The sequence below is a fragment of the uncultured Psychroserpens sp. genome (assembly GCF_947501425.1).
GTDB lineage: Bacteria > Bacteroidota > Bacteroidia > Flavobacteriales > Flavobacteriaceae > Psychroserpens.
The window spans coordinates 109,095-135,606 of sequence record NZ_CANMVN010000001.1 but is presented as its reverse complement, the minus strand read 5'-3'; the positions used below and the strand labels follow the sequence as shown (position 1 = coordinate 135,606).

Sequence of the window (26,512 nt, the reverse complement as noted above, 5' to 3'; positions counted from 1 at the left end):
AATAATTATTGTGGCTTTTGATTTTTAAGATATTAGCATAGATCTTTTAGATGTTTACAGACGCTTCATTATAACCGTGTTGATTTTCTACATACTTACTAATTGTTTTGGTAAATGGTAAAAACTCACCCGTTTTACAATCTAAATAACGCATCTGAAGAAAGGCGTCTTGTGAATTACTTGAATGATACCTTTTAACTTTAACGGATATATAGCTTTTACCTTCAAATTCAAAATAATCGTCAAATCGATCGTAGCTCATAATAAATTCATCGTCATTAAAAACATTTTGAGTTTCTGATTCTGATAAATTAAATCCGCTTTGAAAATCTTCTATTTGAATTAGTTCTGAAGGCACATTCACCTTAAGTCTAATTGATCCATCTGAATTACAAATAACTAATTCCTTTTGATTCTCTAAAATGAAAGCTATACCATCCCAGTTTTTTAACGGAATATGTTTTAACAGCTTGTTACTAAAACAATGCTTCTTGTTATCATTTTTCCATGTCACTACCGATTGGTAATTATAGTAGTAACCAGGAAAAATACCCTCAATAAACTCATAATAATTCTCCTTAGAGAACTTATAAAAATTTTGGTTTGGTTTAAAACATTCTATAAATTCAATCATACTGTTCGTTTTTAAGAAACAAAAGGGATTAAAAGTCACAGGAAAACCATCTGTGACTTTTGACTTAAATAAATTCGTATCAAAAATAATTTGTTACCAAATACCATCCTTTTCAACCTTAAGTCCAAAATCTATTCTTGAATCAACAAGTTCACTAAATGAGAGTCCGTGAGAACCCACAATAGATTCATAAGGTTCTGTTGCTTCATATGAATAATAGTGCGTTTCTGGGTTTTCACTATTTTCATCTAGATAGAAAAACCAAAACCCTTGATCACCAATGCTACTTGCAAAAGCCCAAAACGGTCTATCAAATGATGTTTTAGTTTCTTTCAAATCCTCATCTAAAAGCTCCTTGTAAAAATCTGAAGCCAATGTTTCTAAATCATCTGTTTCTAGCATGTGAAGATTACCTGAATTTTTTCCTGCCAAGAAAAGATACTCTTTATAAGCTGTTGGAAACATAATTCCTAGTTTTTGTTGGGTTTCCAAAATCTTTTGCTCAGACACACCTTCAATAGCTTGTGAACCAATCTTTTTATTGTCTTTCAATTTTTGTAAATATAGTAAGTCCATGATTATATCTAATATCGCAAAATCTATCTTCATCTATAGATTTCATCATGTTGAACGGATTTGCAATCCGAGCGTATACCAAAAACGTATTCAAAACCAAAGAAGACGAGGCTTTAAATATAGAAGATTTACGATAAATTACAATCAAAAAAAGCACACATCTATTAAAATGTGTGCTTTCCTCATTAATTAGTTAATGTAGACAAGGATTATAAATCCGCGCTATCAGGCTTTTAATTTCAACATCACTAAATTTTTTAGCTATTAATTTTCATCTTCATCTATTAGGCTTGTACCCTTGTCTGTTTTGGAATTAGTAAGACGTTGATATGCCTCCTGAATCTTAATATTTTCTTCATTTGAAACATCTACAGATTTATCTTGGTTTTCATTGACATAGTCTATAAATTCTTGATCCAATTTAAAGTTTGGGTACTTATTTAAATAATACTCTAAATAATTTGGCCAAATCCAAATGCCATCCGTATTACAGGTATTTGGGCCAATACTAACGGCATCGTCACTTTCGTCTTCAAATAGCCATTCCATCCAGTCTATGCACAAAACGCCTTTATTCAAATAGTTTAATATTGCTTCTTTATCGTTATTCTCATAACCATCTTCTAAATATTCTGACAAATATTTAGCTTCATTATGTTTATCATGAGGTTTTATAAATCCAATTGTTTTCATAATTTCAAAATATAAAGCAAAACAACTTTCTTTACTTTTATTAAAACATTACTCTTGAATTCGTTTATTATACTCTTCCCAATCAAATTCGAAACCAATATCATTCATTGCTTCTTTAAAAATTGAGTCAAAATCTGGCTCAACAACATTAGCATGGTCATACCACTTTTTTGAAAATTCAGAATATTCATCAGCAAATGATTCACCTTGTGTGCGCATCCCTTTATGGGTAGTTGCTAACCAATATTTGACCTTTTCTTGTCTATTAAGTTTCGTGTATTCTTCTAACCAAAACTTATTTTGATCATCTATTATTTTTTTTAAAAAATCTTTATCTGTCATAATTATTTTTCTATTAAAGTTATTAAATATTTACCATCAACTTCTTCTACGTTTTTAACTATAAATTTTCTTCCTCTTAAAAGGAGAAGTTCATCCTGATCGCGCGGATTTGAAATCCGTGCACTATTTAAATACATTCAAAACTAATACATCTAATTCAGAATCTAAACCTGCATAATTTCTTGCTGAGCTGTATAAATAGTCCTCAGGTTTTTCCACAATTCTTTCTTTTACTGGATTGTTGTGAATATACCTAAGTTTTTGTTGTATAAATGTATTTGTTCTACAAACCTCTGCATGATATCCATCTTGCCAAACTTTATATTTTTGATTTCTTTTTAAATGTTCACATGACTTCTGAAAGTAACCTAATAACCATTCTCTTCTGCTTTCTGGGTGATTAATTATGGTTTCAATGATTCGCTTTGAAGTATGTTTTTTGAAGTCTCTCATAATATCTGATAACACAAACCCTTCTTTGGCTTTACAGAGCAAATGTATGTGACTTGACATAATACAAAAGGCATAAACCTCTAGCCCTTTATGCTTCTGGCAGTATTTTAAAGCGTTTATAATCACATTACGTTGTTTTAAACGTGCAAAAACATCTACCCAACCAACAATAGTAATGGTTATAAAATAACCTGTGTCGCTCATTGTTGCTTTATATTTTGTAGACATTTTTTATTTGTAATATAGAAAATTTACGATAAATTATTCTAAAAGAAAAGCACACATTTTTATAGATGTGTGCTTTTAGTATTAATTATTGTTTAATTATAGGCACGGATTGCAAATCCGCGCTATCCAAGTATGACACAAACATTTTGTATTTGAAAACACCTATTCATTAGAATATTTTTCTTTAATTTTTTTATAATATTCTAAAAGTTCCTGTTGCTCTTTAGGAGACATGAGTTGCCATTCTAAATTTCGAATTTCTTGATTAACTTGTTTTAACTCGATAAAAGAATCAATGTTCTCCTCTTTGAAAGCGTTATACTCTTCAATAGTTTCAAAATTTGCTTCCAAAATAAACACTAAGGATTCTTTTTTTTCTTTTAACTCCTTTAATCTTTCTTTATTTTCCATTTGTCTATTTTTCCTTTAATATTACTGTCTTTATTGGCTCTAAAGTATCAGGGTTAGTCCCAATAGAAACTCTTTCCACAATAAATTCTGTATTTGATTTAAATATAATTTCTTTTTCTTTCTTTAATGTCGATAATGCTTCTATTTTTTTACCTGTTTTTGAATCCTTTATAAGAACCATAATCGTATAAGGTCTTTCTCTCATTGCTTCTGCTATAGCATCTATGTCGTAGCTTGAAGAAGTAAAATGTTTGTTTGTTATAACCTCATTTTTTTTATAGATAGTATTTATTTGGGACTCGGTCAAATTTTCAATTCTAAAAAGCAAATCGTTTGTCTTATAGTTTGGCAATTTATCTAAAGCCTGATTCATAAGGTTTTCTTGAGCCCTAAAAAAGTCAGTTATAGGGATTTCACCACGTAGTGCTTTATTAAAGTTTTTATATCCAGGATTTGTTGTGTAAAATTTTAATATAGCTTCTTCTTCTATTGAAAGAACATTAGAGAATACTCGCTTTATCTCGCCACTTTTTAGATAATCCAAATATTTTTTATATTCTATATTTTTTTCTAATACCTCTTTGTCTATTCCTGATGCTTCATACATTTCATCTACTACCTTACCTTTTTCTGTCTCAGTTAATTTACGACTTTTACCACCATCTTCAATTACCACATCGTCTAACGCACTAACAAGTTCTTTTTCTTTTTTAAGAGCTCTCTTAGCACTTTCTCGTAAAACCAGATCGCGCGGATTTGTAATCCGTGCACAAACTAAAACACATTCTAAACCAAAGAAGACACGGTTTTAAATATAGAAAATTTACGGCGTTTTCTGCCTAAAAAAGCACACATCTATAAAAATGTGTGCTTTTATCATTAGTTAATATAGGCGCGGATTGCAAATCCGCGCTATCGGGTAAAGTACTAGTTCAATATCATCATGACTTCTAAATGACATATAATGTTCTGCAATTTCTAGCATTTCTTGTTCTGTTAACATAATTTTTAATTAGTTTTTAAATATTGAAAATTTACGACAAGCTATTAGAAAGAAAAGCACACATATTTTAATGTGTGCTTTTTTAATCATGGCTATACCTTTCTTCATCTGGGTGCTTTCTTCGCGGATACATTTAGAGTGTTGTGATTGTCATTAATCACAACAAACTCATTAGTTGAAAATTACTGTTTTGTGTAAACATGTAATTGATAGCCTAAGTCATAAAGATACATTCTATCCTTGTAAAACTTGATGTCTCTGATTTCTTCAACAGTATCTACCTGATGAATCCACTCATAAGCAAATGTGTCTGGATTTATCTTCACTACAAAAGAATAGCCATTTGAGTGTACTAAATACCATAGTGAATTATCATGATAAATCATTTCTGAACCATGAGCGCTAATGTGGATATCTCCCAATCTCTCATGACTTACCTGAGGTAAGTCTGGTAGTTTATGAAATTTACCATTACTATTTAATATTTCACCTGTCTTTAAGTCTATCTTCGCTATAGATCCACCATTAGTATATGCAAAGGCTTCATCACCTGTTAAAATAAATGTGGCAGTAAAACCTAACGTCCATAGTTGCTCCCCGGTTTTGAGATCTAAGCAAAATGTATGGTACTTTCCCGCTGTAATGATGAGTTTGTCATCAGCATATTGATAGATTTGACCAATCTCTCCTTTTCGCCATGTTTCTTTTACACGTATAGGATCTATATAGGCACATTCTTCGGAAAAATCTCGTTCCCAGACTATTTTATCCAACTCATAATCATAGATGATTAACCTACCCTCTTTAGCCCTTAATACTAACAAACTGCTTTTTATAAAAACTACTCCTCCGGGCAGGTTTAAAATATTTTGTTTAATAAATTCCTTGGTGTTTAAGTTAAAAATGTGGTGTTGAAAAGTAAAATTAAACTTTGTTCCTATTTTTTCCCATTTAAGTACTTGCCTTAAAACAGAAGCACCTTCTTCATTATGGCTAGATATATTTAGTTTGTAATCAAATGGATTTGAATATAAAAGCTCTTTATTGGTGTTATAAAAACTAAGATTTCCTGCAATAATGTTATCCTTATATATATTGTAAGAATGGCTATCGTGCACTAACTCCCACTTTTCATCAAACAACTCCAAATCAAAGACTTTAAGTCTTTTTTCATTAGGAACATCCATAACTAAAAAATTTTCTATAAAACCTCTTTGGCTACCAATATCCTTCAATACTGTTTCTAACTTATACATAACTAATCTACTATTTCTACTATTTCAAATATACTATCAAAAATAGCATCTTCATTTAACTTATCAAGTAAAAATTGTTGGTGCGTCCCGCCAAAGTCTAAGAAACTCTCTAATGCAGATATGTCTTCTGGTTCAGGAAATATTTTTTTCACTTGATCTATGCTAACTACACTCAACTCATCAATAGGTGTGCCATCTGCTTTTCTTAATGCCTTCAACACATTCTCTTTAAGTTCAGAAAGCGATTGTGTGACTCCTTTTTTATTAAATACCCATTGTATATTAAAACCGTCTTCCAATTTAGACATCTTTGCTAAATCTTTAGTGAATTGCTTTTTAATACTCTCAGGATAAAAGCCCTTCCAGCTTTTTAGTTCTAGCTTTTTAATAATATCATTTCCTTCATCTATTACCACATCATAGATTCTTCTTAAGTCATTTGATAAATCATTTACTTCAAATTTTAGTACTTTTCCATTTCTTACTTGTATGCTTGCATACTCCAGTACAAATTTGCCTCCCCAAAAAGATTTCCAATGTTTTCCCATATCTTTAATAACAGTTCCAAACCCAGGAGCATCTGCTAACTTGTCTAATGTTTTTACATCAATTGTTTTTAAGAATGCTTCTATCTTTTTATATAAAGCCGTGTGTCTTATATTCTTTGTTCCTTCTTTGCTTTTTTTTAATTTTTCAAGCACTTCAAGTACCTTAGGGTTTGTTAACTCTTTTAATACATCTGAAGTTTTATCTATTACCTCTTCTAATTTTCCAATTTTTGTAAAAGCAACACCTGGAACGGCCATAGATACAACAGATACTGTTGTTTGACCAGAGAAATGTTGAAGTCTTTCAGGGTCTCCTTGAATTTTTTGTGCCTGAGAAGACAATCCTTCTACAAGTTGCCCAAACCCTTCTTTTGTAAACACTTTAGCTAAAGCGTCTCTTTGTTTTTCATCAGTAACAATATCGTACACCCCTTTAATAGCCATTGGAATACCGGCAATTTCGTCAACGACTCCGTCTATAGCGCCTCCAACATAACCATTGACATGCATATAGTCGGGGAAGTTTTGATGCTCTTTTGCATCATCGCCAGTTGAATGCCACACACCGCGACTTATGGTACCTTCTTTCCATACATGCTTAGCCACTTTTTGGGTTGCCTGTATGGCTTCTATGTATCCACCAACCTCACTACTAAAAAAGGCTTTGGTGTCTTGAACAAAGCGTTCTAAAAAATTATGCTCTGTTTCTGCGCTTTCAAAATCTTTGAGCACTTGTTCACGCAGTTCTTTAATATCAATCTCATCTTGAAGACCTCGTCTTCTAATTTCTTTTTCCCACTTTTCTTCAAACTCCTTAAGATAATCTGGGTTTACAAAATGATTTATAGAGAGTTTTCCATTTTCATCAACTTTAATGTCTAAGCCTATTTCACAAGGTTTATCATTTTTTTTGAATGTAGTTGCTAATGCTTTTGAATTGCCTGAAACCTCTGTGTATGGTATACCAATTGTTTGATTAGAGTTTCCATCTAAAGGCTTGGCAATTATACTTTTATTTCTCGTTCTTCGTTTTGCTGTATTAGCTACTGTTAACCTTACACAAAGGTTAACATCATCGTAAAATGGGTTGTTAAGTTGTTTTTTTATTTCCTTGCTAAGTGATTCAAACTGCTTTTCTGGGCCTTTAAGCGTTGTAAATTGAATATGGTCCTTAACGATTTCTGTAATGTGGTTAATTTCTTTATCAGTAATAGAGCTTGATGTATCTGGGCAGATACCGTTCATATATTTAATTGGTATTGTTAACTCACTCTTATTCCATCTGTTTTCTTTTTTAAATAAGAAAGTGCTTTTTAGATCATCTAATTTTAATTTAGCAATACTATTTGCTATTGTAATATCAATATATTTTAAAGCTAGGCTTTTACTAGATATACGTCCAAAAATGATAATAACATCTCCACTTTCGCAACTGTTTTTGTAGAGAAAACTCTCAATATTATTTTCTATCAAAAAAGTTTCCAGTTCTTCTCTATTTAAGCTATTTGTTTTATTTAGTGTGTTCTCTATTCCTTGTCTAGAGGCTTTGGTGGTAGCCGATGATTTACTTTTTACCAACCCTAAGCTTTTTGCTTTATAAAATGTTGTGTTTGACATAGTTTAATAAGTTTAAAAAAGGTGGTGGAATCCACCACCTTTTTCGTTAATAAATTAGTTAGAATACAATGTGGTTTCACTCACGCTTGGTGAGGTTAATTGCACATCATCTAATGTGAATGATGTCACTGTTTCTAACTGCTCTGGGTTTTCACAATTTTCTGGTTCATCCTCTGGGAATATCGGTAATGCTTGTTCTACTTCTAATCCGGCAGACTTCGCTTGTAAAATGGTAAGCGTCGTCGGAATTCGGGTAATCCAGTAGTTGCCTTGTGGTACTCCAGTAGGTTCTTGCATTTCTTGAGTAATACTCATGTAAAGCGGATCGCCAATAATTGGTGTTTCTCCGCCCATCCATACATCTCCTGTTTCCAAGAAATACTGTACAGCTTCTTCAAAACCAGGTTTTACAGTTACGATAACTCTTGCTAGACCAGCTTGTAAAAAACTTCTAAATAGTGTATCTGTATTTTCAGATAAATACATCTCTTGCCACTCTTTACGGTCTGCCCAGAAATAAGGGTAGAATGTGTAATCTTTAATACTCCACTCAAACGCTTGCTCTAAGAATTTTGCCTTTGCAGTATACTTATCTAAATCATCGCTGAGGTTAACCTTAAAGTTTTGCATCTCATCACCATCAGTGAAATCTTGCCCTAAATCGCTTAGATAATTTTGTAATAAGTAAGCAATACAATTGTGTTTAAGAACATCGCTTTCGATAATACGGTAAAAATTACCCATAGTATCTTTTTGCTCCGCTGCTTTTGCTGCTTGTTCTGCTTCAATTGCTGCAACTTCTTCTTTATGAGCGTCTAAAGCTGTTTGATAAGCTTCAATAATCGCGTTAAAGTTTTCTAGTTTCCAAGCGTTAATTAACGCTAGAGATGGCTCGCAGTTAAGCTCTAAATTAACTTCAAAAGACTTAACGTTACGTCCGCTAGCTGTATACGTGAAATTATCTGACACGTTCAAACCACTTACCGTATTATTACCGCTTTTAGAACGTGAGCTTCTATGAGCACTGAAATTTAAAGTGCTTCCTTTTAAATTTGAAATTTGAATAGAAAACGGACGTCTTCTTCCGTTTCTTCCTCTTCGGTGTTCCTCTTTACTAAACATCCATCGTATAACTCCAGATTTAGCAACATAACCTTCATCTATTTGAAGCGGCTCACTACTAAAGTTCCAGTTGTGTTTAGCTCTTGGACTTCCATTAACCTTAATAAGTTGCTGTTTGTTTTGAGGTTCTGCGGTTAACTCTACACCATATACATCTGCCCAGTATAATAACAAGCTTTTACTTGCTGTAGTTGCATTGCTCATTTTATGTGGTGCAGGTGCTTTTCTTGGGTCTACAGGCGCTGTTAAAGTGTGACCTGTAGTAGCGATAGCTAAACGGTGTAACTTAGCAGGTTCTGGGATCATAAATTCAAACATGGTACGTTTCCCATAGTTGTAGATCTGATTTTTCATTTTCTTATCGACCCATCTGTAAACTCCAGTAATATGTTTAGGACGCTCGGCGTTTTCTCCTAGTCCGCCTCTATTATCATATTCATGTACATTAGTTAAAGAGACTTCCTGAATGATTTTACTAATTCTTTCTTCTGAAATCTTAGATTGCACACGCTCCATAGCTCTTTCGGTTACTTCCTGTGATTTAGCTACCGCCTGAACATTGCTGACATGTTGCGCATTTGTACTAGCAAAGCCAACCCCAGTATCAAACTTGTAAACATCAGTATCATAAGAAAAGTTAGCGTGCGATTGGAAACTTCGTTGTTTGCTAAGTTCTTTTGCAACTTCGGTTTGCATTTCTGCTCGATTAACTTTAGTTGTATCTGATACTTCTTCAATCTCTTGAGATGTACTTGTTGTAATAGTATCTTCAGTTCGTGTTAGCTCATTTATAGACTTATGCCGTAACTCGCTAGCCATTACATTTTCTATATTCGATACTTCTCCAGGCACATAAGCATGAACACTTTGAGTAACTTTCATATATTCAGCAACACCTAATCGTTTTAATCCAAAATGTTCGCCTCTTGTAGGAGTAGGTTCACTTGGGTTGGTGTTATCTGGATTATCGGTTATAACTGGTTTTAAAGTAAGTACTCCTGTATAAGGTCTATCAACAACCACTGTACTCAAATCTAGTTTAGCTTCTCTACCATTAGCGAAGAACACTTGAACACTCAAATTACTGATGCTTCTTATGTTGTTTCTTAAAAAACGAGGGAAATTAATCTTGTTATTAACAACAGACACTGCACTTATGTTTTTAGTATAAGCTCCTGAACTAGTTGTTGCAGAAATAACAGCATTGCTAAGGGCCCATGAAGAATTTTCTACATGTATTTGAAATGTAGCATATCCTCTATTTAATCCGAAAAAACCTTGTTTTCTAGCTCTTAATACATAAGATAGATTTGGAGTTTGCGTAGTAGTAGACGTAGACACAGGAACAACCGCTCCACCAACATTTACATATTCATCTTGGGGAAGATTAGCTTCGTTTAATGAAATAGTATCGTATGTATCTACTTGATTATCAATATCTGAAATGATTTCATCAAAACCATTATGTCTAAATGAAAAGGTGTTTGTGTCTACTGTTATTTCAGAACCCTTGTCTGTTACTATTACAGCCTTTTCTAAATCAACTTCTTTATCAATGCTTTGCTCAGCATTTGCAAAATTCTCTAAGAAATAGGCTAACGACTCTTCACTTAATTGACTTTGAATATCGTTCCAATCTAATTCGTCTTTATAAGAAAAATCAAATTCAGGATAACTATAGCCATCTAAAACCTCATAGGCTTTTATAATATCTTCCTCAGGCGCTTTAGCCTCTTCTAGGTCATCAATAAAATCTTCTTGTTCTTCATAAGCTTGAATGATTTCGCCATAGTCTTTTTTATATGCTTCCCTAGCAGCTTTTAAAGCGTTTTCATAATTAGACCAATATTTATTTTTTATACTTTCAACTTCAGATTTTAATTGCTTAAGACTGTCTCTTTCTATTAAAGCATCTTGTTCTTTTTCAAAACCCTCTAATCCTAAAGTCAATAAGCTTTCCTCTTTGCTAGATAATTCTTTAGCAGATAATCGTTTCGCTGATGAAGGTTTTACTTTTCCTAAAACAGAAGACGGTATAATTATGGTTGCATTTAATGCAGCTTGAATAAGGTCAGCTCCATTTATTTTTTTAAGCTCTTCGTTAGGAGTTAGTGTTTGAACATAGCCTATATGCAATGCCTTTAGGATATAGGTCAAAGCTTCTTTTATATAAAAATCTGTTTGTGTTAAGTATTGATAGATAAGGTTATCCCAAATCATTATAATGGTTTCTGAATCTATCAAATTCCCATACTGTTCTTTACATAAATCTTTATCAGCAGGTGAAAGCTCATTATTAGCGCTAAGAGACTTTCCAATTCTTACTAATTCTTTTAGCTCTCCTTGTTCTAATTCTTCTACTGTTTTAATAGCAGAAGTCTCAAAAACGGAAGCCTCTATTAACATGGCTCGTAATTTTGTTTGTGTCTCAGATGCTGAGACTTGATCAAAAACCCCATTTATTTTGTCTGGTCTTTGAATAAACGCCAAATTAGTTGTCTTTGTCTCAGCTAAATTTGGGTTTCTAAAACTAACAAACCTAAATAAAGTTTGTTTGTTATTGTTTTCTGTACTCATTGTAAAATGTTTAAAGTTTATACTTGTTTTATTAAGTTCAACGCATACCTTTTCTAAGTCAAAACAACTTTAATAAAACGCATTTTTCACCTTTTTACTTCAGTAAAAAAAGAGACCGTAGCTTAGGCTATGCTCAATTTTTCTACTTTGTATAAAGAGAAAAAAATATCATTTGATTTTAACAGTGGTTTCAACACAGAACAGGTATATGAACTGTTATCATTTCGCTTTTCTAACAGTTTACCTCGCTTTGAAACCTTAATACTTAAGGCATAAACTTTCATCGTATTCCAACATGTTGTTGAATACGTAACCATCGTAGATTTTAATAAGACGTCTTTAATTTTAAAATCTGAAGAAAATGCTAATAAAATTTAACAAATGTTTGATTTTTAAGTAAATTTCGTATCTTAGCATTTAAATAGAGTACAAATATAACACATTTTACAAACTAATACAAACAAATTGCAAAATAATTTTGTAAAAAGTGAGACCTCTTAGTATTAAAGACCATGGAACACATAGACGAAAAAATTACCGCTATCATCAACCACTTTAATCTCAATAATTACGCCTTTTCAAAACGTATTGGTGTTACCGGAACCACTATAGATAGTATCGTCAATGGAAGGCCTCAATCTGACGGTTCTCGAAAAAAAACAAAACCTGGTTATGATGTATTGTCGGCCATTATCGATGAGTTTGATATCAATCCAGATTACCTCTTCGGAAAAAGTCCTGTGATGTTAAAATCTGAAGTCTCTAATACTCCAACATATTCTGGAATGCCACAGGTCATTTCAACTACACCTGAAGGCGAAGAAAACGTCGTCTACGTTCCTGCAAAAGCCAGAGCTGGTTACTTAGACGGTTATGGCGATGCCGAATACATTGAGACTTTACCTGCATTTCATATGCCTCAATTAAATAATGGCACCTTTAGATGTTTTGAGGTTCAAGGCAACTCTATGGTGCGCACCTTTTTTGATGGCGATATGGTATTTGGTCGTTATGTTGAAGATTTTAGCGATATCAAAGACGGTAGAGTTTACGTGATCATTAGTAAAAATGATGGTGTGGTTTTAAAGCGTGTGATTAATCGTATAGAAGAACGCGGTAAATTAATTCTTAAAAGTGATAACAAAGATGGTAACTACCCAACCTACACCATAAACGCAGAAGATATTATGGAGGTTTGGTATGTCACCATGTTTGCTTCAAAGCAAATGCCAGAACCTGTAGATGTATATGATCGACTACATGAACTTGAGAGTAAAATTGTAGACCTCCAACAATTAGTCTCTCAGAAATCTCAAAATTAGATGTCGTTTACTTATCCTAAAACAGAAAAACTAAAAAGCCAAAAACTTATTGAGCAGCTATTTTCCGAAGGAAAATCAATCTCTGCATATCCTTTACGTATGGTGTATTTGCAAACAAATTTTGAAGATGACAACATAAGATTCAAAACAGGTGTGTCTGTAAGTAAGCGAAATTTTAAAAATGCTGTAGATAGAAATCATATCAAACGCTTACTTCGCGAAGCTTATCGCCTCAACAAATCAGAGTATTTTAACAACATTTTGTCATCTTATGCGTTAATGATTTTGTACATTGGTAAAGATGGAACAGATTTTGATTCTGTAGATAAAAAAATGAAAGATCTTTTAGGTGCTTTTTCAAAAAAAGTATCGTCACTATAAACAACTAATACCATGCGAAAACTACTACAAAAACGCATTTTAATTCCGCTTTTTGCTTTAACCATTTTCTTTAGCGGAACAGCCTTTAAAAGTGATTTTTTTGAAATTGCTAAACAAATAGAAATCTTCACAACGCTTTTTAAAGAGCTCAACATGAATTACGTAGATGAAACCAATCCTGGTGATCTTATGGATACTGCTATAAAAAGTATGCTTGAAGATTTAGATCCTTACACTAATTACTATAACGAACAAGATGTTGAAGCGTCCAGAATTAATAATGCAGGCGACTATACTGGTATTGGTGCTAATGTGTTAACACTAAAAGACAAATTGGTTATTGTTGAGCCTTATAAAGATTATGCAGCTGATAAAGCAGGCCTTAAAGCAGGTGATGAAATCATTAAAGTTGATAATGTAGTGGTTTCCGATTTCAAAGATGACGCAGGTAATTTGTTGCAAGGTGCTGCTGGTACTTCGGTTGAGGTTACATACATCAGGCAAGGACAAACAAAAACGGCGACCATCCAAAGAGAAGCGGTTGATATTCACGCTGTCCCTCATTACTCTATGGTAAATGATAATATTGGATATGTAGTGCTTCGGAAATTTAACGAGAAAGCATCTTCGGAAACGATTAGCGCAATTCGCGCCTTAAAAAATCAAGGTGCTGAAAAACTGATTTTGGACCTTCGCGGAAATCCTGGAGGACTACTTAGAGAGGCTGTAAATGTGACTAATATTTTTGTGCCAAAAAATCAACTAGTAGTGACCACAAAATCAAAGGTTAAGAAATATAATAAAACCTACTATACGTCTAAAGAGCCTATAGATACTGAAATCCCAGTAGTTGTTTTAATTGATGGAAGCAGTGCTTCAGCAAGTGAAATTGTCTCTGGAGCTTTACAAGATCTGGATCGTGCTGTTGTTATAGGAGCGCGAAGTTTTGGTAAAGGATTAGTACAGCGTCCTAAAAAATTAACCTATGGGACTCAAATGAAAATCACCATTTCAAGATATTACACACCTTCAGGTCGTTGTATTCAGGCTTTAGATTATTGGAATCGCGATGAAAATGGTAAAGCTACACGTGTAAAACAGGAAAATTATAACGCTTTTAAAACCAAAAAAGGGAGAACCGTTTATGATGGTGGTGGCGTACAACCTGACCTTGAATTAGACGAAACAAAATTAAGCTCCATCACAAAAGCGATCATCAATGAAAATCTGATCTTTAAATACGGAACAGAATACTATTATAAAAATGACCTTACAGATTTTAAAAATTTTACGTTGAGTGATTCTGATTTTAATGATTTTAAAAATTTCTTATCTCGAAATAATTTCAGCTTTGAAACACAAACCGAAAAGGCTTTTGCCAGTGCGCTTGCAGTTGCTAAAGAAGAACAATTAAACAACGAAATTAATACCGATTACTCCAATTTGATTTCATCTCTTAATAATTATAAAAATAAAGCGATAGATGAAAATAAAGCACAGTTATTGTCTTTGTTATCTGACGAAATAGTAAAGCGCTATTTCTATCGTGAAGGTCTTTACGAGTATTATGTGGCTAATAATTTTGAAATCCAGAAAGGTGTTGAAATCTTAAAAAACCCTTCAAATTACCTGAGTTATCTGGATTGATATCGACAAAATTTGATGAAAACATTAAAATAATATATATTTAATTCTTGCTTCAAACATCATAAATGAAAAATATAACACTCATATTACTATTAATTTCACAACTTTTGTTGGCTCAAAAGGAGATGAAACATGAGGTATATTTTGAAACCGATAAGTTTGAAGTTCCTCCAACAGAACACAATAGATTGTTGATGTTCTTATCTGAAATAGAAGGTATGGATATTGCTAAAATATCTATCTATGGGTTTACAGACGATAGAGGAAGTGATACATATAATCTTAAGTTATCTCAAGACAGGGCGAATTCTATAAAAACTATTTTTTCAAATAATGAGTTTGATGAATCTGTAATTACAAATGTAGATGGTAAAGGTGAAATATTACTTAGGTTAGTTAAAGAGGATGATATTAGTAAAATTAGAGGTCTTAATCGTAAGGTTGAGATTATAGTATCTTCTGTATTTCCTCCAAAACCAAAAGAAACTCCTGAGGTTGTAGATGCAAAAAAACGTGAAGCAAAAGAAATCTTACAAGGAGAATTAAAAGCTGGTGACAAATTTAAACTCAATAATATTCTGTTTAAAACTGGCTACAGTAAATTATTACCTGAATCAAAGGAAACGCTCAAAGAAATTGCCGATATACTTGTAGAACGAAAAGATATTTACTTTACTATTCAAGGTCATGTGTGTTGTACAAAAAACAGTAGAGATGCAATTGATCGCAAGACAAAAAAACGTAATCTTTCTGTTGCCAGAGCAAAGTACATCTATGATTATCTAGCAAAAAAAGGAGTAAGCACCAGACGTATGAAGTACGTTGGAATGCGTAGAAAATTTCCACTTGGTGGTGATCCAAAATTAGACAGACGCGTAGAAATCTTAATCACATATGTTGGTGAAACCCGAAATAGAAACAATTAAGATCTAAGCATTCCTATATGTGGAATACCATCTTCAAGGTACTCCTCTCCTACTTCAAAAAAATTCAGGTTATTGTAAAAATGCTTTAAGTATGTTTGTGCAGAAATTTTTATGGTGGTTTCGTTGTAATGAGATTTGACAGCATCAATAGAAGCATTCATAATATCATAACCATATTTATGTTCTCGTTCATTTTCGGCAACCACTACTCTACCAATACTCGCATGTGTAAAATAATCTCCTGGTTTAAAAATTCTGGTATAAGCTATTACTTTTTGATTTTTAAAACCTATTACATGAAGCGCCTTTTGATCTTTTCCATCTATATCCTGATAGACACAGTCTTGCTCTACTACAAAGACTTCACTTCTTAACTGAAGCAAATCATATAACTCTTGTGTAGTTAGCTCTTGAAAGGTTTTAACTTTTATCTCTAGCATTGGTTTGTTATTCTAATCCTGAACAATAACATCTTTAGAATCAGATTTATTGAATTCTGGCTGGATATTGATATGGTTGATTTCGAATTTATCGTGTAATAGTATTTCTATGTCTCGAAGCACACTATTAAATTCATGTATTGTAATATTTTCTTTTAAGTCTAAATGTGCCTCTAAGTGCAATTCATCATCGTTAAGACACCATACGTGAACATGATGTAATTTATTAACTTTTGGTAATTTATTAACAACTCTCACAACTTCCTTAATATTGATTTGATCTGGTGTAAAAAGCATAAGAATTTTAGTAGACTTTTTAAGAAGATCATAACCAACCCAAATTAAATACAGAGCAATTAAAAAAGTTAGTACACTATCTACCCAGAATAGTTGATAATATTTCATTAATAAACCACCAATTAAAACAGCTATGCTCGCCATCATATCGGTTAATAAATGTAAATATGCTGACCGCATATTAAGATTAGAATCTGCATCCTTTTTTAATAAAAGTACGCTTAATCCATTGGCTATGATTGCTATTAAAGACAACCATATTACTAAATTAGATTCAATTTCCTCAGGATTTTTAAAACGTTTAATGGCTTCAATAATTAATAAAACAGCAACAATAACTAGTGTAGATGCATTTATAAATGCTGCTAAAATTTCGGCACGTTTATAACCAAATGTTCGATGGATAGATGCTTTCTGTCTGGATAATTTTGAAGCTATATAACTAACAACAAGAGAAATAACATCGCTAAAATTATGAAGTGCGTCACTTAATAGAGCTAAACTACCCGAAACAACACCTCCTATGATTTGCGCAGCAGTAATTAAAATATTTAAAAGAATAGAAATGAATAAATTTCTATCTTTTACTTTGGAGTGCGTATGTGAGTGCGAATGCCCCATATATTAACATTGAATAGGAATTTTATCCACGCGGTTTTGGTGTCGTCCGCCTTCAAAGTCAGTGGTTAAAAAAGTATCTACAATTTGAACAGCTTGCTGCAACGCAGTAAAACGAGCAGGAATGCAGCAAATATTCGCATTATTATGCTGTCTAGTTAATTCAGTGATCTCTTTGGTCCAGCAAATTCCAGCACGTACTTTTTGATGTTTATTAGCTGTCATAGCCACACCATTGGCACTACCACAAATTAAAATTCCAAAATCCACTTTTTTATCTGCAACATCATTAGCTACAGGGTGTACGAAATCTGGATAATCTACGCTGTCGTTTGAATTTGTTCCGTAGTTATTAACCGTATAACCTTTAGCTTCTAAATGTGCTACAATAGCTTGTTTATACTCTGTTCCTGCGTGATCGTTACCTATTGAAATGGTCATGTTTTTAGGGTGTTGTTTAAAACCTTAAAGTTAACAATTGCTTATAAATAATACCAAGGATATATCACTTAGTTATTCATACTAATTAAGTTTGATGATGTGTTATTTGTATTCAGAAATAAGAGCTGTTAACTTCTACAGTAATTTGTATGCATTACTTGTTGATATCTTCTCTTAAGTAGTTATAACTTTTATTAGGATTATCTGATAATTTTTTCAAACCAAAACTGAATTGTGATGACCAAAAAAGTTAGTTGTTTTTTTTAGTCGAGTTATCAGCAATGATATCTTGAGATACCAACAGTAATTTTTTAAATACTTATTAAATTTTAGTTGTCAACAGTAGTTATGAACAGCTGTTAATAGAATACTGATTTCCTTTTAAAATGAGTAAGTTGAATGTAAATTTAATGTTAACTACGTATTAACTGAAATATATAAGTTACATATCAAAACAAAGTTTAAAAAAGTTATCTCCACTATTAACAGACTATAATAACCATCATTTTATTTTTTAAATTTTAAAAGAAAAAAGATAATATAGTTATATGTGTTAATAAGTAAAAAAATAAAGTTTAAATAAGTTACTATTTATATATTGTAGGAAAATTTAGACTCTTATGAAAAAAATTACTTTACTTTTTCTAATACTTCCTTTTTTTGGATTAGGTCAGGTTCAGATTGGACAAGATATTGATGGTCAAGATTATTCAGATTTAGCCGGTAGAGCAATAAGCATATCTTTAGACGGTTCAATTATTGCTGTAGGTTCCCCAGGAAGTTTAGGTGATAATATTGGTGGAAATTTAGCTGGACAAGTACGCGTATTTGAAAATATATCTGGAGTTTGGACCCAAATAGGTCAGGATATTAATGGGGAAGCAGCTGTAGATAGGTCTGGAGAAAACCTTAGTTTATCTGCTGACGGTAACATTATTGCTATTGGAGCATCAGAAAATGACGGAAATGGTTTCAATTCAGGACATGTAAGAGTTTATGAAAATATTTCAGGAGTTTGGACACAAATAGGACAAGATATTGATGGTGTAGGTTCAAATGATATGTTTGGTAGAAGTATTGACATATCTTCAGATGGTTCTATTTTAGCTGTAGGAGGTGGAGCTATTATTAATGGAAGTAAGGGATATGTTAATATTTATGAAAACATTAATGGTACATGGTCTCAGATAGGCAGTTCTATTATAGGAGAAGGAATTGGCGATAATTCTGGATCTAGTTTTGATGGTGGATCTATAAGTTTATCACCTGACGGATCAACAATTATCATAGGTTCTGAAACTAATAATGGAAATGGAGATGATGCAGGACATGTAAGAGTTTATGAGAATATTTCAGGAGTTTGGACTCAAAAAGGACAAGATATTGATGGAGATGGTGATTTTTATCGTTTTGGAGGAAGAGTTGCTTTATCTGCTAGCAATACATTTTTTGCTGCTGCTTCAACAGGTAATACAGAAACTACATTTTCATTAGGATATGTAAAAGTTTATCAATACACAGGTAATACTTGGGTACAAGTAGGACAAACATTAGCAGGAGAAGATAATTTTAATAAATTCGGAAAAAGTTTAAGTTTATCACTAGATGGCTCAATTCTTATTGCTAGTGCTCCAGGTTTTAACAGTTCAATTGGTAAAACATATGTTTATAAAAATATTAATGATAGTTGGGTAGAACTAGGAAGTATTTTAGGAGATTATACCTTTGAACTCAGTGGAAATAGTATAGATATATCAGAGAATATGTCAATTCTAGCTATTGGTTCACCTGCTAGTGGAGGAAATTCTAATATACCAAATGGTCGTGCTAGAGTTTTTAATATTGATGATTTATTGCTTTCAATACCTGCTTTTGAAGAAGTTATAGAAGATATTGCTGGAAATATAAACAACATCAGCATCACAGCGTCTCAGTTAAATAGTATTAGTGGTGTTTCTGGAGCAATAGATGGCGTCAACTATACCACAGCTTTAGACAACGGGACTTATGCAGATGAAAATAGTCCTACAGCTTTAGAGATTCAGTTTATTATAGATTTAGTGAATGCTTCATTAGGATTAGAAGAAAATAGCTTATTTAATTTCAAACTCTACCCAAATCCAGCTAAAACTCAGTTCACCATTCAGTTAGATCCTTCAGTACAATTAGATAAAATTTCTATTTATAATAGCTTAGGACAAGAAGTATTGACTTCTAAAGCATATACAGTAGATACTTCTAAATTATCAAGCGGCTCTTATGTGGTTGAAGTGACAACAAATCAAGGGAAATCAACGAAACAATTAATAAAAAATTAAATATTCATGCTATGAAACACATTACACTACTTTTTTTAATACTTCCTTTTTTTGGATTGAGCCAGATTCAAATAGGTCAAGATATAGACGGAGAAGCTTTTGATGACGTATCAGGTAGCTCTATAGCATTAAATGATAATGGTGATATTGTTGCTATCTGTGGATTTGGAAATGACGGGAATGGATTAGATTCTGGACATGTGCGAATTTTTGAAAATCAGGGAGGCTCATGGACTCAAATAGGAAGTGACATTAATGGAGAATCTTCAGGAGATGGAATTAATTCAGTGGCATTAAATTCAGATGGCAGTATAATTGCAGTGGGAGCAACAGGAAATGATGGAAACGGTAATAATTCAGGACATGTACGTATTTATGAAAATCAAGGAGGAGCTTGGACACAAATAGGGTCAGATATAGATGGAGACGCTAATGATGATAATTTTGGGAGTAGTATATCAATGTCTTCTAATGGAACTATTGTAGCAATAGGAGCATCAGGAAATGATGGAAATGGCAATAATTCAGGACATGTACGTATTTATGAAAATCAAGGAGGAATATGGATTCAGATAGGTCAAGATATTAATGGTGAAAATCCAAGTGATTTATCTGGAGGTTCTGTGAGTATAAACTCCAATGGAACTATTGTGGCAATTGGAGCAACAGGGAATGATGGTAATGGCAGCAATTCCGGGCATGTACGTATTTATGAGAATCAGGGAGGAGCTTGGATACAAATAGGGTCAGATATAGATGGAGAAGTTGCAGGTGATCGAACAGGACAATCTGTAAGTTTAAATTCCAATGGAACTATTGTAGCAATAGGAGCATCAGGGAATGATGGTAATGGTAGCAATTCCGGGCATGTACGTATTTATGAAAATCAGGGAGGAACCTGGACGCAAATAGGTGTTGACATAGATGGGGAAGCTTCTAATGATAACTCAGGAGCATCAGTAGCGTTAAGTTCTAATGGAACTATTGTAGCAATAGGAGCATCAGGAAATGATGGAAATGGCAACAATTCCGGACATGTACGTATTTATGAGAATCAGGGAGGAACCTGGACGCAAATAGGTATTGACATAGATGGGGAAGTTGCAGGTGATCAAACAGGACAATCTGTAAGTTTAAATTTCAATGGAACTATAGTTGCTACAGGAGCACCTTTTAATAATGGCAGTTTAGGAAGCTTTAGTTTTACAGGTCACGTACGAGTTTATGATTTAACAACAGTTCTATCTACAAATGATCTGGTGTTACAAACTTTACAACTCTACCCAAACCCTGCAAAAATACAATTCACCATTCAGTTAGATACTTCAGTACAATTAGAAAAAGTCACTGTGTATAATCTGTTAGGACAAGAGGTATTAACTTCTAAAGAATACACCGTAAATACGTCAAAATTATCCAGTGGTTCTTATGTGGTTGAGGTGATAACTAACCAAGGAAAATCAACGAAACAATTAATTATAGACTAATCAAATATCAAATAAAATATATCCAAAAGACCTGTAAAGTTTACAGGTCTTTTTCATTAATTTAACACAAAGAATACATCATTAAATAATTAAACCGTAGATTTGCAGAAACTTAATTGTTTCTCTTCGCTTTGAATTAAGTTGTTTTAGAAAGAATTCCTAACACTTTTAGGAAACGAAAATGATTACAAATTATAATGACAAAAAAGAAAAAAAGGAAATCCAAAAAAGGGATTTCAAATCTTACAAATACAATTCTAAGTATTTTAAAAAAAGATAGAAACCAATCCTTTAACTATAAACAAATTGCTGCTAAGCTTGGCGTTAATGATGCTAGTAGTAGAAATCAAATTATAAAAACCTTAGCTAAACTTGCAGCTAAGCAGGAAATTGAACAAGTAGATCGTGGGAAATTTAAAGCTATTATCAATACCGAATATCATATTGGTATTGTGGATATGGCCTCAAGAGGATCTGGATATATTATCAGTGACGATTTTGAAGACGATGTTTATATTGCTTCAAATAATATGAATAAAGCACTTCATGGTGATGAGGTTGAATTTTATGCGTATAAACGTAGAAAACGAGGTAAACTAGAAGGTGAAGTAACTAACATCATTAAACGTGCTAAGAGCGAATATGTTGGTGTGATTCAAATCCATAAAAATTACGCTTTTGTAGTTCCGGATGGCAACAAAATGCACACCGATATTTTTGTTCCAATCAATAAGATCAATAAAGCCGAAGAAGGTGATAAAGTATTGGTATCTCTTGAAGACTGGCCAGAGAAAGCCGATTCACCTTACGGTCGAGTTTTAAAAGTCCTTGGAAAACCTGGTGAACACAATACAGAGATCCATTCTATTCTTGCAGAATATGGATTACCTAATGAATTTCCGCATGAGGTGGAAGACTATGCGAACTCATTAGATACTTCAATTACAAAAGAAGAAATTGCTAAACGTCGTGATATGCGTCAAGATCTCACGTTTACCATTGACCCAAAAGATGCTAAAGATTTTGATGATGCCCTGTCGTTCAAAGTACTTGATAATGGATTATTCGAAATAGGAATCCATATTGCAGATGTATCTCATTACCTGAAAGAAGGAACGGTTTTGGATGATGAAGCTTTTGAACGCGCAACCTCAGTATATTTAGTAGATCGTGTGGTACCAATGCTTCCAGAAGTATTGTCTAATGGCGCTTGTTCTTTACGACCACACGAAGAGAAATATACCTTTTCTGCAGTGTTTCATATGAATGATAAAGCCGAAATTAAAGATCAATGGTTTGGAAGAACAGTAACCTATTCTGATGCGCGTTTTGCTTATGAAGAAGCTCAAGCTATTATTGATACTAATCCAAAGTATCAGTTGTCATCTCGAGCGCAGTCGAGAGATGTTATTAATACAGAGATCCCTAAAGAAGTGTCTTTAACCGGAAAGTCCTACGAGACTAAAAAAGATATTGCCGAATCTATCATGGTATTAGATAGACTTGCTAAGATCATGCGTCGCAAACGTATGAGTCATGGAGCTATTTCATTCGATAAAGTTGAAGTGAAATTCGATTTAGATAAGGAAGCAAATCCAGTTGGAGTTTACTTTAAAACCAGTAAAGATGCAAATAAACTCATTGAAGAGTTTATGTTGTTAGCGAACAGGAAAGTTGGCGAATTCATTGGTAAACAAAAGAAAACATTCGTGTATCGTATACATGACGAACCAGACGATAGTAAATTAGCAGCTCTACAAAATGTAGTAGGTCGTTTTGGGTATAAACTTAATTTTAAGGATAGAAAAAGTGTGTCGAGTTCATTAAATAATCTACTTAAAGAGGTGGTTGGAAAAAAAGAACAAAACTTGGTAGATACCTTAACAATTCGAACCATGAGTAAAGCCGAATATTCCACACATAACATTGGACATTACGGATTAGCTTTTGATTATTACAGTCATTTTACGTCACCTATCAGACGTTATCCAGATGTCATGGCACATCGTTTATTACAGCATTATTTAGATGGTGGAAAATCGGTTAGTGAAGACGTTTATGAAGATAAATGTAATCATTCCAGTAACATGGAGAATTTAGCTACTAAAGCCGAACGTGATTCTATTAAATACATGCAAATTCGTTTTATGGAAGATCATAAAGATGAAGCATTTGTTGGTGTGATTTCTGGCGTGACTGATTGGGGAATTTATGTAGAGATCATCTCTAATAAATGTGAAGGTATGGTTAGTGTTAGAGATATGAAAGATGATCATTATGCATTTGATGAAGACCATTATGCTATGATTGGGAAAAATTCTAAAACTATGTATCAACTTGGTGATGAAGTTGTTGTTAAAGTTAAAAACACAGATCTTGTTAAAAAACACTTAGATTTTACACTAATTGGTAAACATGAAGATCATTAATTCTTCAACTCATAATTTTGTAGTAATCACATTTTAGAATACATTAGAACCAATAAAACACGACTATGATTCTAACAACAACAAATTCAATAGAAGGATTTAAAATCACAGATTATAAAGGTATTGTAACAGGTGTAGCTATTAATGAAAAAAAATTAGCTATGGGTTTTAGCGTCTCTAAATACTATAAAAACTTTAAGAAAAGTGTTGATCAAACTAAAGAGGTCGCTTTTCAAACACTTAAAGAAAATGCTAAAGAACTTGGTGCTAACGCAATTGTAGGTATTAAAGTTGAAATAGAATTAATGACAAGTAATTACGCTATGGTATCTGTAACTGGCACTGCTGTAAGCGTATCCTAATGTTTTAAAAATGGGTTTAGATACTGTTGAATTAATAATGATGGTTGAAAATCATTACGATATTGAAATTCCAGATAATGAAGCCGCAAACTTAGCCACAGTTCAACATTTAGTTGATTTTGTATTTGATACAATTAAACACGATTCCAATAAAAACCCAATAGAAATATTTGAAATTGAAGTCGTTATACGTGAAATTATTGAGAAGGTTACTGGAATACCAAAACATAAAATAAAGATGCACCACGCGTTTACCAATGACCTTGGTATGGATTAAAATGAATAAAAACTGTAACAAATGAGTTACAGCACCATCTTTAATACTGAAACCATACGTAAATATTAAAAACAGACATCAAGATGAAAACTTTTTTAACCCTCGCATTACTAGTCGTAACTTCAGTATTAACAGCTCAAAATCCTAAAGAAAAAGGTGTTGGCGATTTCAATGAAGTGAAAGTTTATGACCTTATAGTTGTTAACCTTATCAAATCTGACGAGCCTAGAGTGGAAATCACAGGAGACGATGTAGAAGACGTAGTGGTAGTTAATAAAGATGGAAAGTTAAAAATAAGAATGAATACAGATAAAATCTTTAATGGTGACCGTACTTTTGTTTCTGTGTATTACACAGATTTAGATATCATAGATGGTAACGAAGGTGCTTATATCACATCTAACGAACTTATTGAGCAAAGTCAAATTGAACTCAGAGCCCAAGAAGGTGCACACTTAAAAATAGGTTTAGATGTGGACCAAGTAGACATTAAAGCAGTCTCAGGAGGTATTGTTGAAACCAGAGGTAAAGCGATTTCTCAAGATATAACACTAAATACTGGAGGTATTTACGAAGGCAAATCTTTTGAAACAAAAAACACATCTGTTACTATAAAAGCAGCTGGTGAGGCCGATGTTAATGCTTCAAAAACAGTGGATGCCAGAGTTACTGCAGGAGGAGATATTTTTATCTACGGAAACCCAGATAATGTTAAAGAGAGAACAACTCTTGGTGGTCGAATCAAGCGAATGAACTAATCAGTTACCTAAACTACTTGAGTAACGCCTCTTTTTTATTAGTTTTGTAGGAAAGCTATTTCCTATTATGTTAGATGATATTTTAGCAGCTATTCCCTTTGGAATTATCCTTGCATTCACAATTGGGCCAGTATTTTTTGTACTGCTTGAAACGAGTGCAACCAAAGGATTTAGAAGTGCTTTGATCTTCGATTTAGGTGTTATTTTTGCTGATATTGTCTTTATTTTTGTTGCTTTTTACAGTACTAATAATCTGATTGATAAAATAAAAGATGATCCAAATTTCTTGATTTTTGGTGGTGTGCTATTAGCTGCTTATGGATTTATTTCTTTCATTAAAACCTCAAGATCATTTCGATCTATTGTTAAAGAATACCATCGTGTTGAAATTCCCAAGAACGACTACGGAAGACTATTCGTTAAAGGTTTCTTACTCAACTTTATTAATATTGGTGTCCTGCTTGGATGGCTTGGTTTTATTGTAATTGGAAGTTCTATTACAGAATCTAAAAATGGTGTTTTAATTTTCATCATCACTATGCTAGCTGTTTACTTCTTAACAGATCTACTAAAAATAGCTTTAGCTAAACGATTAAGGAATAAATTAACACCTCGATTAATCTTTAAGACTAAAAAAATTATTGCATTGGTGATACTTGGTTTTGGAATCTTACTATTAACACAAGGCTTATTTCCTGAACTTTATGAAAAAAGTAAGGAGCAAATCGAAAAGGTAAACCCTATAAGTAATTAAACTTAATACGCTTTAACGTTTGCAGACAACACCAAAAAAAATCCTGACACTTCCAATACGACTCGCTGTTATTATCCTATTGTATGGTTTGCTTTTTAAAATCATGCACTGGCCCTATGCACAACAATTAGTTCTCATTGGAAGCATAGCAATTACGATTTTGTATCTGATTCGATTTATTTACAAAAAAGAAAAAGCAACACTCGATTACGTTAAACTAGGTTTGGTAGTGCTATGGACATTTAGTTATTCTGTAAAAACTTTTCATGTATTACAAATACCTTATATTCTAGAACTTCTATTGCTGATATTATTTGTTTGGTGGTTCATAGAAGAAGGACTTACTTATTTTACCAGACGAAAATTAAAAGACAATGGCTTTATAAAATTCTTTTATTACGGATTCTCAATAATGGCTGTAGCATTAATCATAATTGGTGCTCTCTTTAAAATTCAACATTGGCCTTTTGGAGCATTGATTCTTACTATTGGATTTTTATTACTAAGTATCATGCTCATTGTAGACTATTTTGTGATTAAAAAATCATGATTACACTCTTCAACTTTTATTGAAGCATTAAGAGGCATCTAGCGG

25 protein-coding genes are annotated in these 26,512 nt (G+C 32.7%); 12 read left to right on the top strand and 13 right to left on the bottom strand.

Annotated features, from left to right (window positions below; translation table 11 throughout):
- Nucleotides 1-46: 46 nt before the first annotated feature.
- From Q0951_RS00625 to Q0951_RS00580, 10 genes are all read right to left on the bottom strand, one after another.
- Nucleotides 47-634, bottom strand: a complete 588-nt coding sequence (locus tag Q0951_RS00625; protein WP_299332904.1) for a hypothetical protein — start codon at nucleotides 632-634, stop codon at nucleotides 47-49.
- Between the two features lie 93 nt (nucleotides 635-727).
- Nucleotides 728-1,243 carry an SMI1/KNR4 family protein gene (locus Q0951_RS00620; RefSeq protein ID WP_299332901.1) on the bottom strand — a complete coding sequence of 172 codons (516 nt, stop codon included), beginning with the start codon at nucleotides 1,241-1,243 and terminating at the stop codon, nucleotides 728-730.
- A gap of 231 nt (nucleotides 1,244-1,474) precedes the next feature.
- Nucleotides 1,475-1,903 (bottom strand): hypothetical protein, encoded by a 429-nt coding sequence (locus Q0951_RS00615; protein WP_299332898.1) that lies wholly within the window; start codon nucleotides 1,901-1,903, stop codon nucleotides 1,475-1,477.
- Nucleotides 1,904-1,951: 48 nt separating this feature from the next.
- Nucleotides 1,952-2,245 (bottom strand): hypothetical protein, encoded by a 294-nt coding sequence (locus tag Q0951_RS00610; protein ID WP_299332895.1) that lies wholly within the window; start codon nucleotides 2,243-2,245, stop codon nucleotides 1,952-1,954.
- Between the two features lie 123 nt (nucleotides 2,246-2,368).
- Nucleotides 2,369-2,926: a transposase gene (locus tag Q0951_RS00605; protein ID WP_299332892.1), complete on the bottom strand. Its 558-nt coding sequence runs from the start codon at nucleotides 2,924-2,926 to the stop codon at nucleotides 2,369-2,371.
- A gap of 162 nt (nucleotides 2,927-3,088) precedes the next feature.
- Nucleotides 3,089-3,337, bottom strand: coding sequence for a hypothetical protein (locus Q0951_RS00600; protein WP_299332890.1), 249 nt, complete (start codon nucleotides 3,335-3,337; stop codon nucleotides 3,089-3,091).
- 4 nt (nucleotides 3,338-3,341) lie between these two features.
- Entirely contained in the window at nucleotides 3,342-4,013 is a 672-nt protein-coding gene (locus Q0951_RS00595; RefSeq protein ID WP_299332887.1) for an ADP-ribosyltransferase, read from the bottom strand.
- A 509-nt stretch (nucleotides 4,014-4,522) separates the two neighbouring features.
- Nucleotides 4,523-5,596 carry a PQQ-binding-like beta-propeller repeat protein gene (locus Q0951_RS00590; protein ID WP_299332884.1) on the bottom strand — a complete coding sequence of 358 codons (1,074 nt, stop codon included), beginning with the start codon at nucleotides 5,594-5,596 and terminating at the stop codon, nucleotides 4,523-4,525.
- Nucleotides 5,597-5,598: 2 nt separating this feature from the next.
- On the bottom strand, nucleotides 5,599-7,761 hold the full coding sequence (locus Q0951_RS00585; protein WP_299332882.1) for a hypothetical protein: 2,163 nt from the start codon (nucleotides 7,759-7,761) through the stop codon (nucleotides 5,599-5,601).
- Between the two features lie 54 nt (nucleotides 7,762-7,815).
- Entirely contained in the window at nucleotides 7,816-11,460 is a 3,645-nt protein-coding gene (locus Q0951_RS00580) for a hypothetical protein (RefSeq protein ID WP_299332880.1), read from the bottom strand.
- A gap of 512 nt (nucleotides 11,461-11,972) precedes the next feature.
- Between Q0951_RS00580 and Q0951_RS00575 the strand changes: the two genes are divergently transcribed.
- The 4 genes from Q0951_RS00575 (at nucleotide 11,973) to Q0951_RS00560 (ending at nucleotide 15,736) form a co-directional block, all read left to right on the top strand.
- On the top strand, nucleotides 11,973-12,782 hold the full coding sequence (locus tag Q0951_RS00575) for a LexA family transcriptional regulator (RefSeq protein ID WP_299332878.1): 810 nt from the start codon (nucleotides 11,973-11,975) through the stop codon (nucleotides 12,780-12,782).
- Entirely contained in the window at nucleotides 12,783-13,163 is a 381-nt protein-coding gene (gene rnpA, locus Q0951_RS00570; protein WP_299332875.1) for a ribonuclease P protein component, read from the top strand.
- 12 nt (nucleotides 13,164-13,175) lie between these two features.
- The gene (locus Q0951_RS00565) at nucleotides 13,176-14,810 is read left to right on the top strand and encodes a S41 family peptidase (RefSeq protein ID WP_299332873.1); all 1,635 of its coding nucleotides are present in this window, start codon (nucleotides 13,176-13,178) and stop codon (nucleotides 14,808-14,810) included.
- Nucleotides 14,811-14,875: 65 nt separating this feature from the next.
- Complete coding sequence (locus Q0951_RS00560) at nucleotides 14,876-15,736, top strand: OmpA family protein (protein WP_299332870.1); 861 nt, start codon at nucleotides 14,876-14,878, stop codon at nucleotides 15,734-15,736.
- Here Q0951_RS00560 and Q0951_RS00555 read toward each other — a convergent pair.
- From Q0951_RS00555 to rpiB, 3 genes are read right to left on the bottom strand one after another with little or no spacing between them, the layout of a single operon-like run.
- The gene (locus tag Q0951_RS00555) at nucleotides 15,733-16,176 is read right to left on the bottom strand and encodes a GNAT family N-acetyltransferase (protein WP_299332867.1); all 444 of its coding nucleotides are present in this window, start codon (nucleotides 16,174-16,176) and stop codon (nucleotides 15,733-15,735) included. The genes Q0951_RS00560 and Q0951_RS00555 overlap by 4 nt on opposite strands.
- Before the next feature lie 12 nt (nucleotides 16,177-16,188).
- Nucleotides 16,189-17,094 carry a cation diffusion facilitator family transporter gene (locus Q0951_RS00550; protein ID WP_299332864.1) on the bottom strand — a complete coding sequence of 302 codons (906 nt, stop codon included), beginning with the start codon at nucleotides 17,092-17,094 and terminating at the stop codon, nucleotides 16,189-16,191.
- A gap of 3 nt (nucleotides 17,095-17,097) precedes the next feature.
- On the bottom strand, nucleotides 17,098-17,532 hold the full coding sequence (gene rpiB / locus Q0951_RS00545) for a ribose 5-phosphate isomerase B (protein WP_299332861.1): 435 nt from the start codon (nucleotides 17,530-17,532) through the stop codon (nucleotides 17,098-17,100).
- Between the two features lie 620 nt (nucleotides 17,533-18,152).
- Here rpiB and Q0951_RS00540 point away from each other — a divergent pair.
- From Q0951_RS00540 to Q0951_RS00505, 8 genes are all read left to right on the top strand, one after another.
- The gene (locus Q0951_RS00540) at nucleotides 18,153-19,850 is read left to right on the top strand and encodes a T9SS type A sorting domain-containing protein (RefSeq protein WP_299332858.1); all 1,698 of its coding nucleotides are present in this window, start codon (nucleotides 18,153-18,155) and stop codon (nucleotides 19,848-19,850) included.
- An 11-nt stretch (nucleotides 19,851-19,861) separates the two neighbouring features.
- Nucleotides 19,862-21,337 carry a T9SS type A sorting domain-containing protein gene (locus Q0951_RS00535; protein WP_299332856.1) on the top strand — a complete coding sequence of 492 codons (1,476 nt, stop codon included), beginning with the start codon at nucleotides 19,862-19,864 and terminating at the stop codon, nucleotides 21,335-21,337.
- 197 nt (nucleotides 21,338-21,534) lie between these two features.
- Nucleotides 21,535-23,766 (top strand): RNB domain-containing ribonuclease, encoded by a 2,232-nt coding sequence (locus Q0951_RS00530; protein ID WP_299332855.1) that lies wholly within the window; start codon nucleotides 21,535-21,537, stop codon nucleotides 23,764-23,766.
- Between the two features lie 65 nt (nucleotides 23,767-23,831).
- Complete coding sequence (locus Q0951_RS00525) at nucleotides 23,832-24,128, top strand: heavy metal-binding domain-containing protein (RefSeq protein WP_299332852.1); 297 nt, start codon at nucleotides 23,832-23,834, stop codon at nucleotides 24,126-24,128.
- A 10-nt stretch (nucleotides 24,129-24,138) separates the two neighbouring features.
- Nucleotides 24,139-24,405: a hypothetical protein gene (locus tag Q0951_RS00520; protein ID WP_299332849.1), complete on the top strand. Its 267-nt coding sequence runs from the start codon at nucleotides 24,139-24,141 to the stop codon at nucleotides 24,403-24,405.
- Between the two features lie 83 nt (nucleotides 24,406-24,488).
- Entirely contained in the window at nucleotides 24,489-25,163 is a 675-nt protein-coding gene (locus Q0951_RS00515; RefSeq protein WP_299332846.1) for a head GIN domain-containing protein, read from the top strand.
- A 67-nt stretch (nucleotides 25,164-25,230) separates the two neighbouring features.
- Complete coding sequence (locus Q0951_RS00510; protein ID WP_299332843.1) at nucleotides 25,231-25,917, top strand: LysE family transporter; 687 nt, start codon at nucleotides 25,231-25,233, stop codon at nucleotides 25,915-25,917.
- Between the two features lie 19 nt (nucleotides 25,918-25,936).
- Nucleotides 25,937-26,467, top strand: a complete 531-nt coding sequence (locus tag Q0951_RS00505; RefSeq protein ID WP_299332841.1) for a hypothetical protein — start codon at nucleotides 25,937-25,939, stop codon at nucleotides 26,465-26,467.
- Nucleotides 26,468-26,512 lie beyond the last annotated feature (45 nt).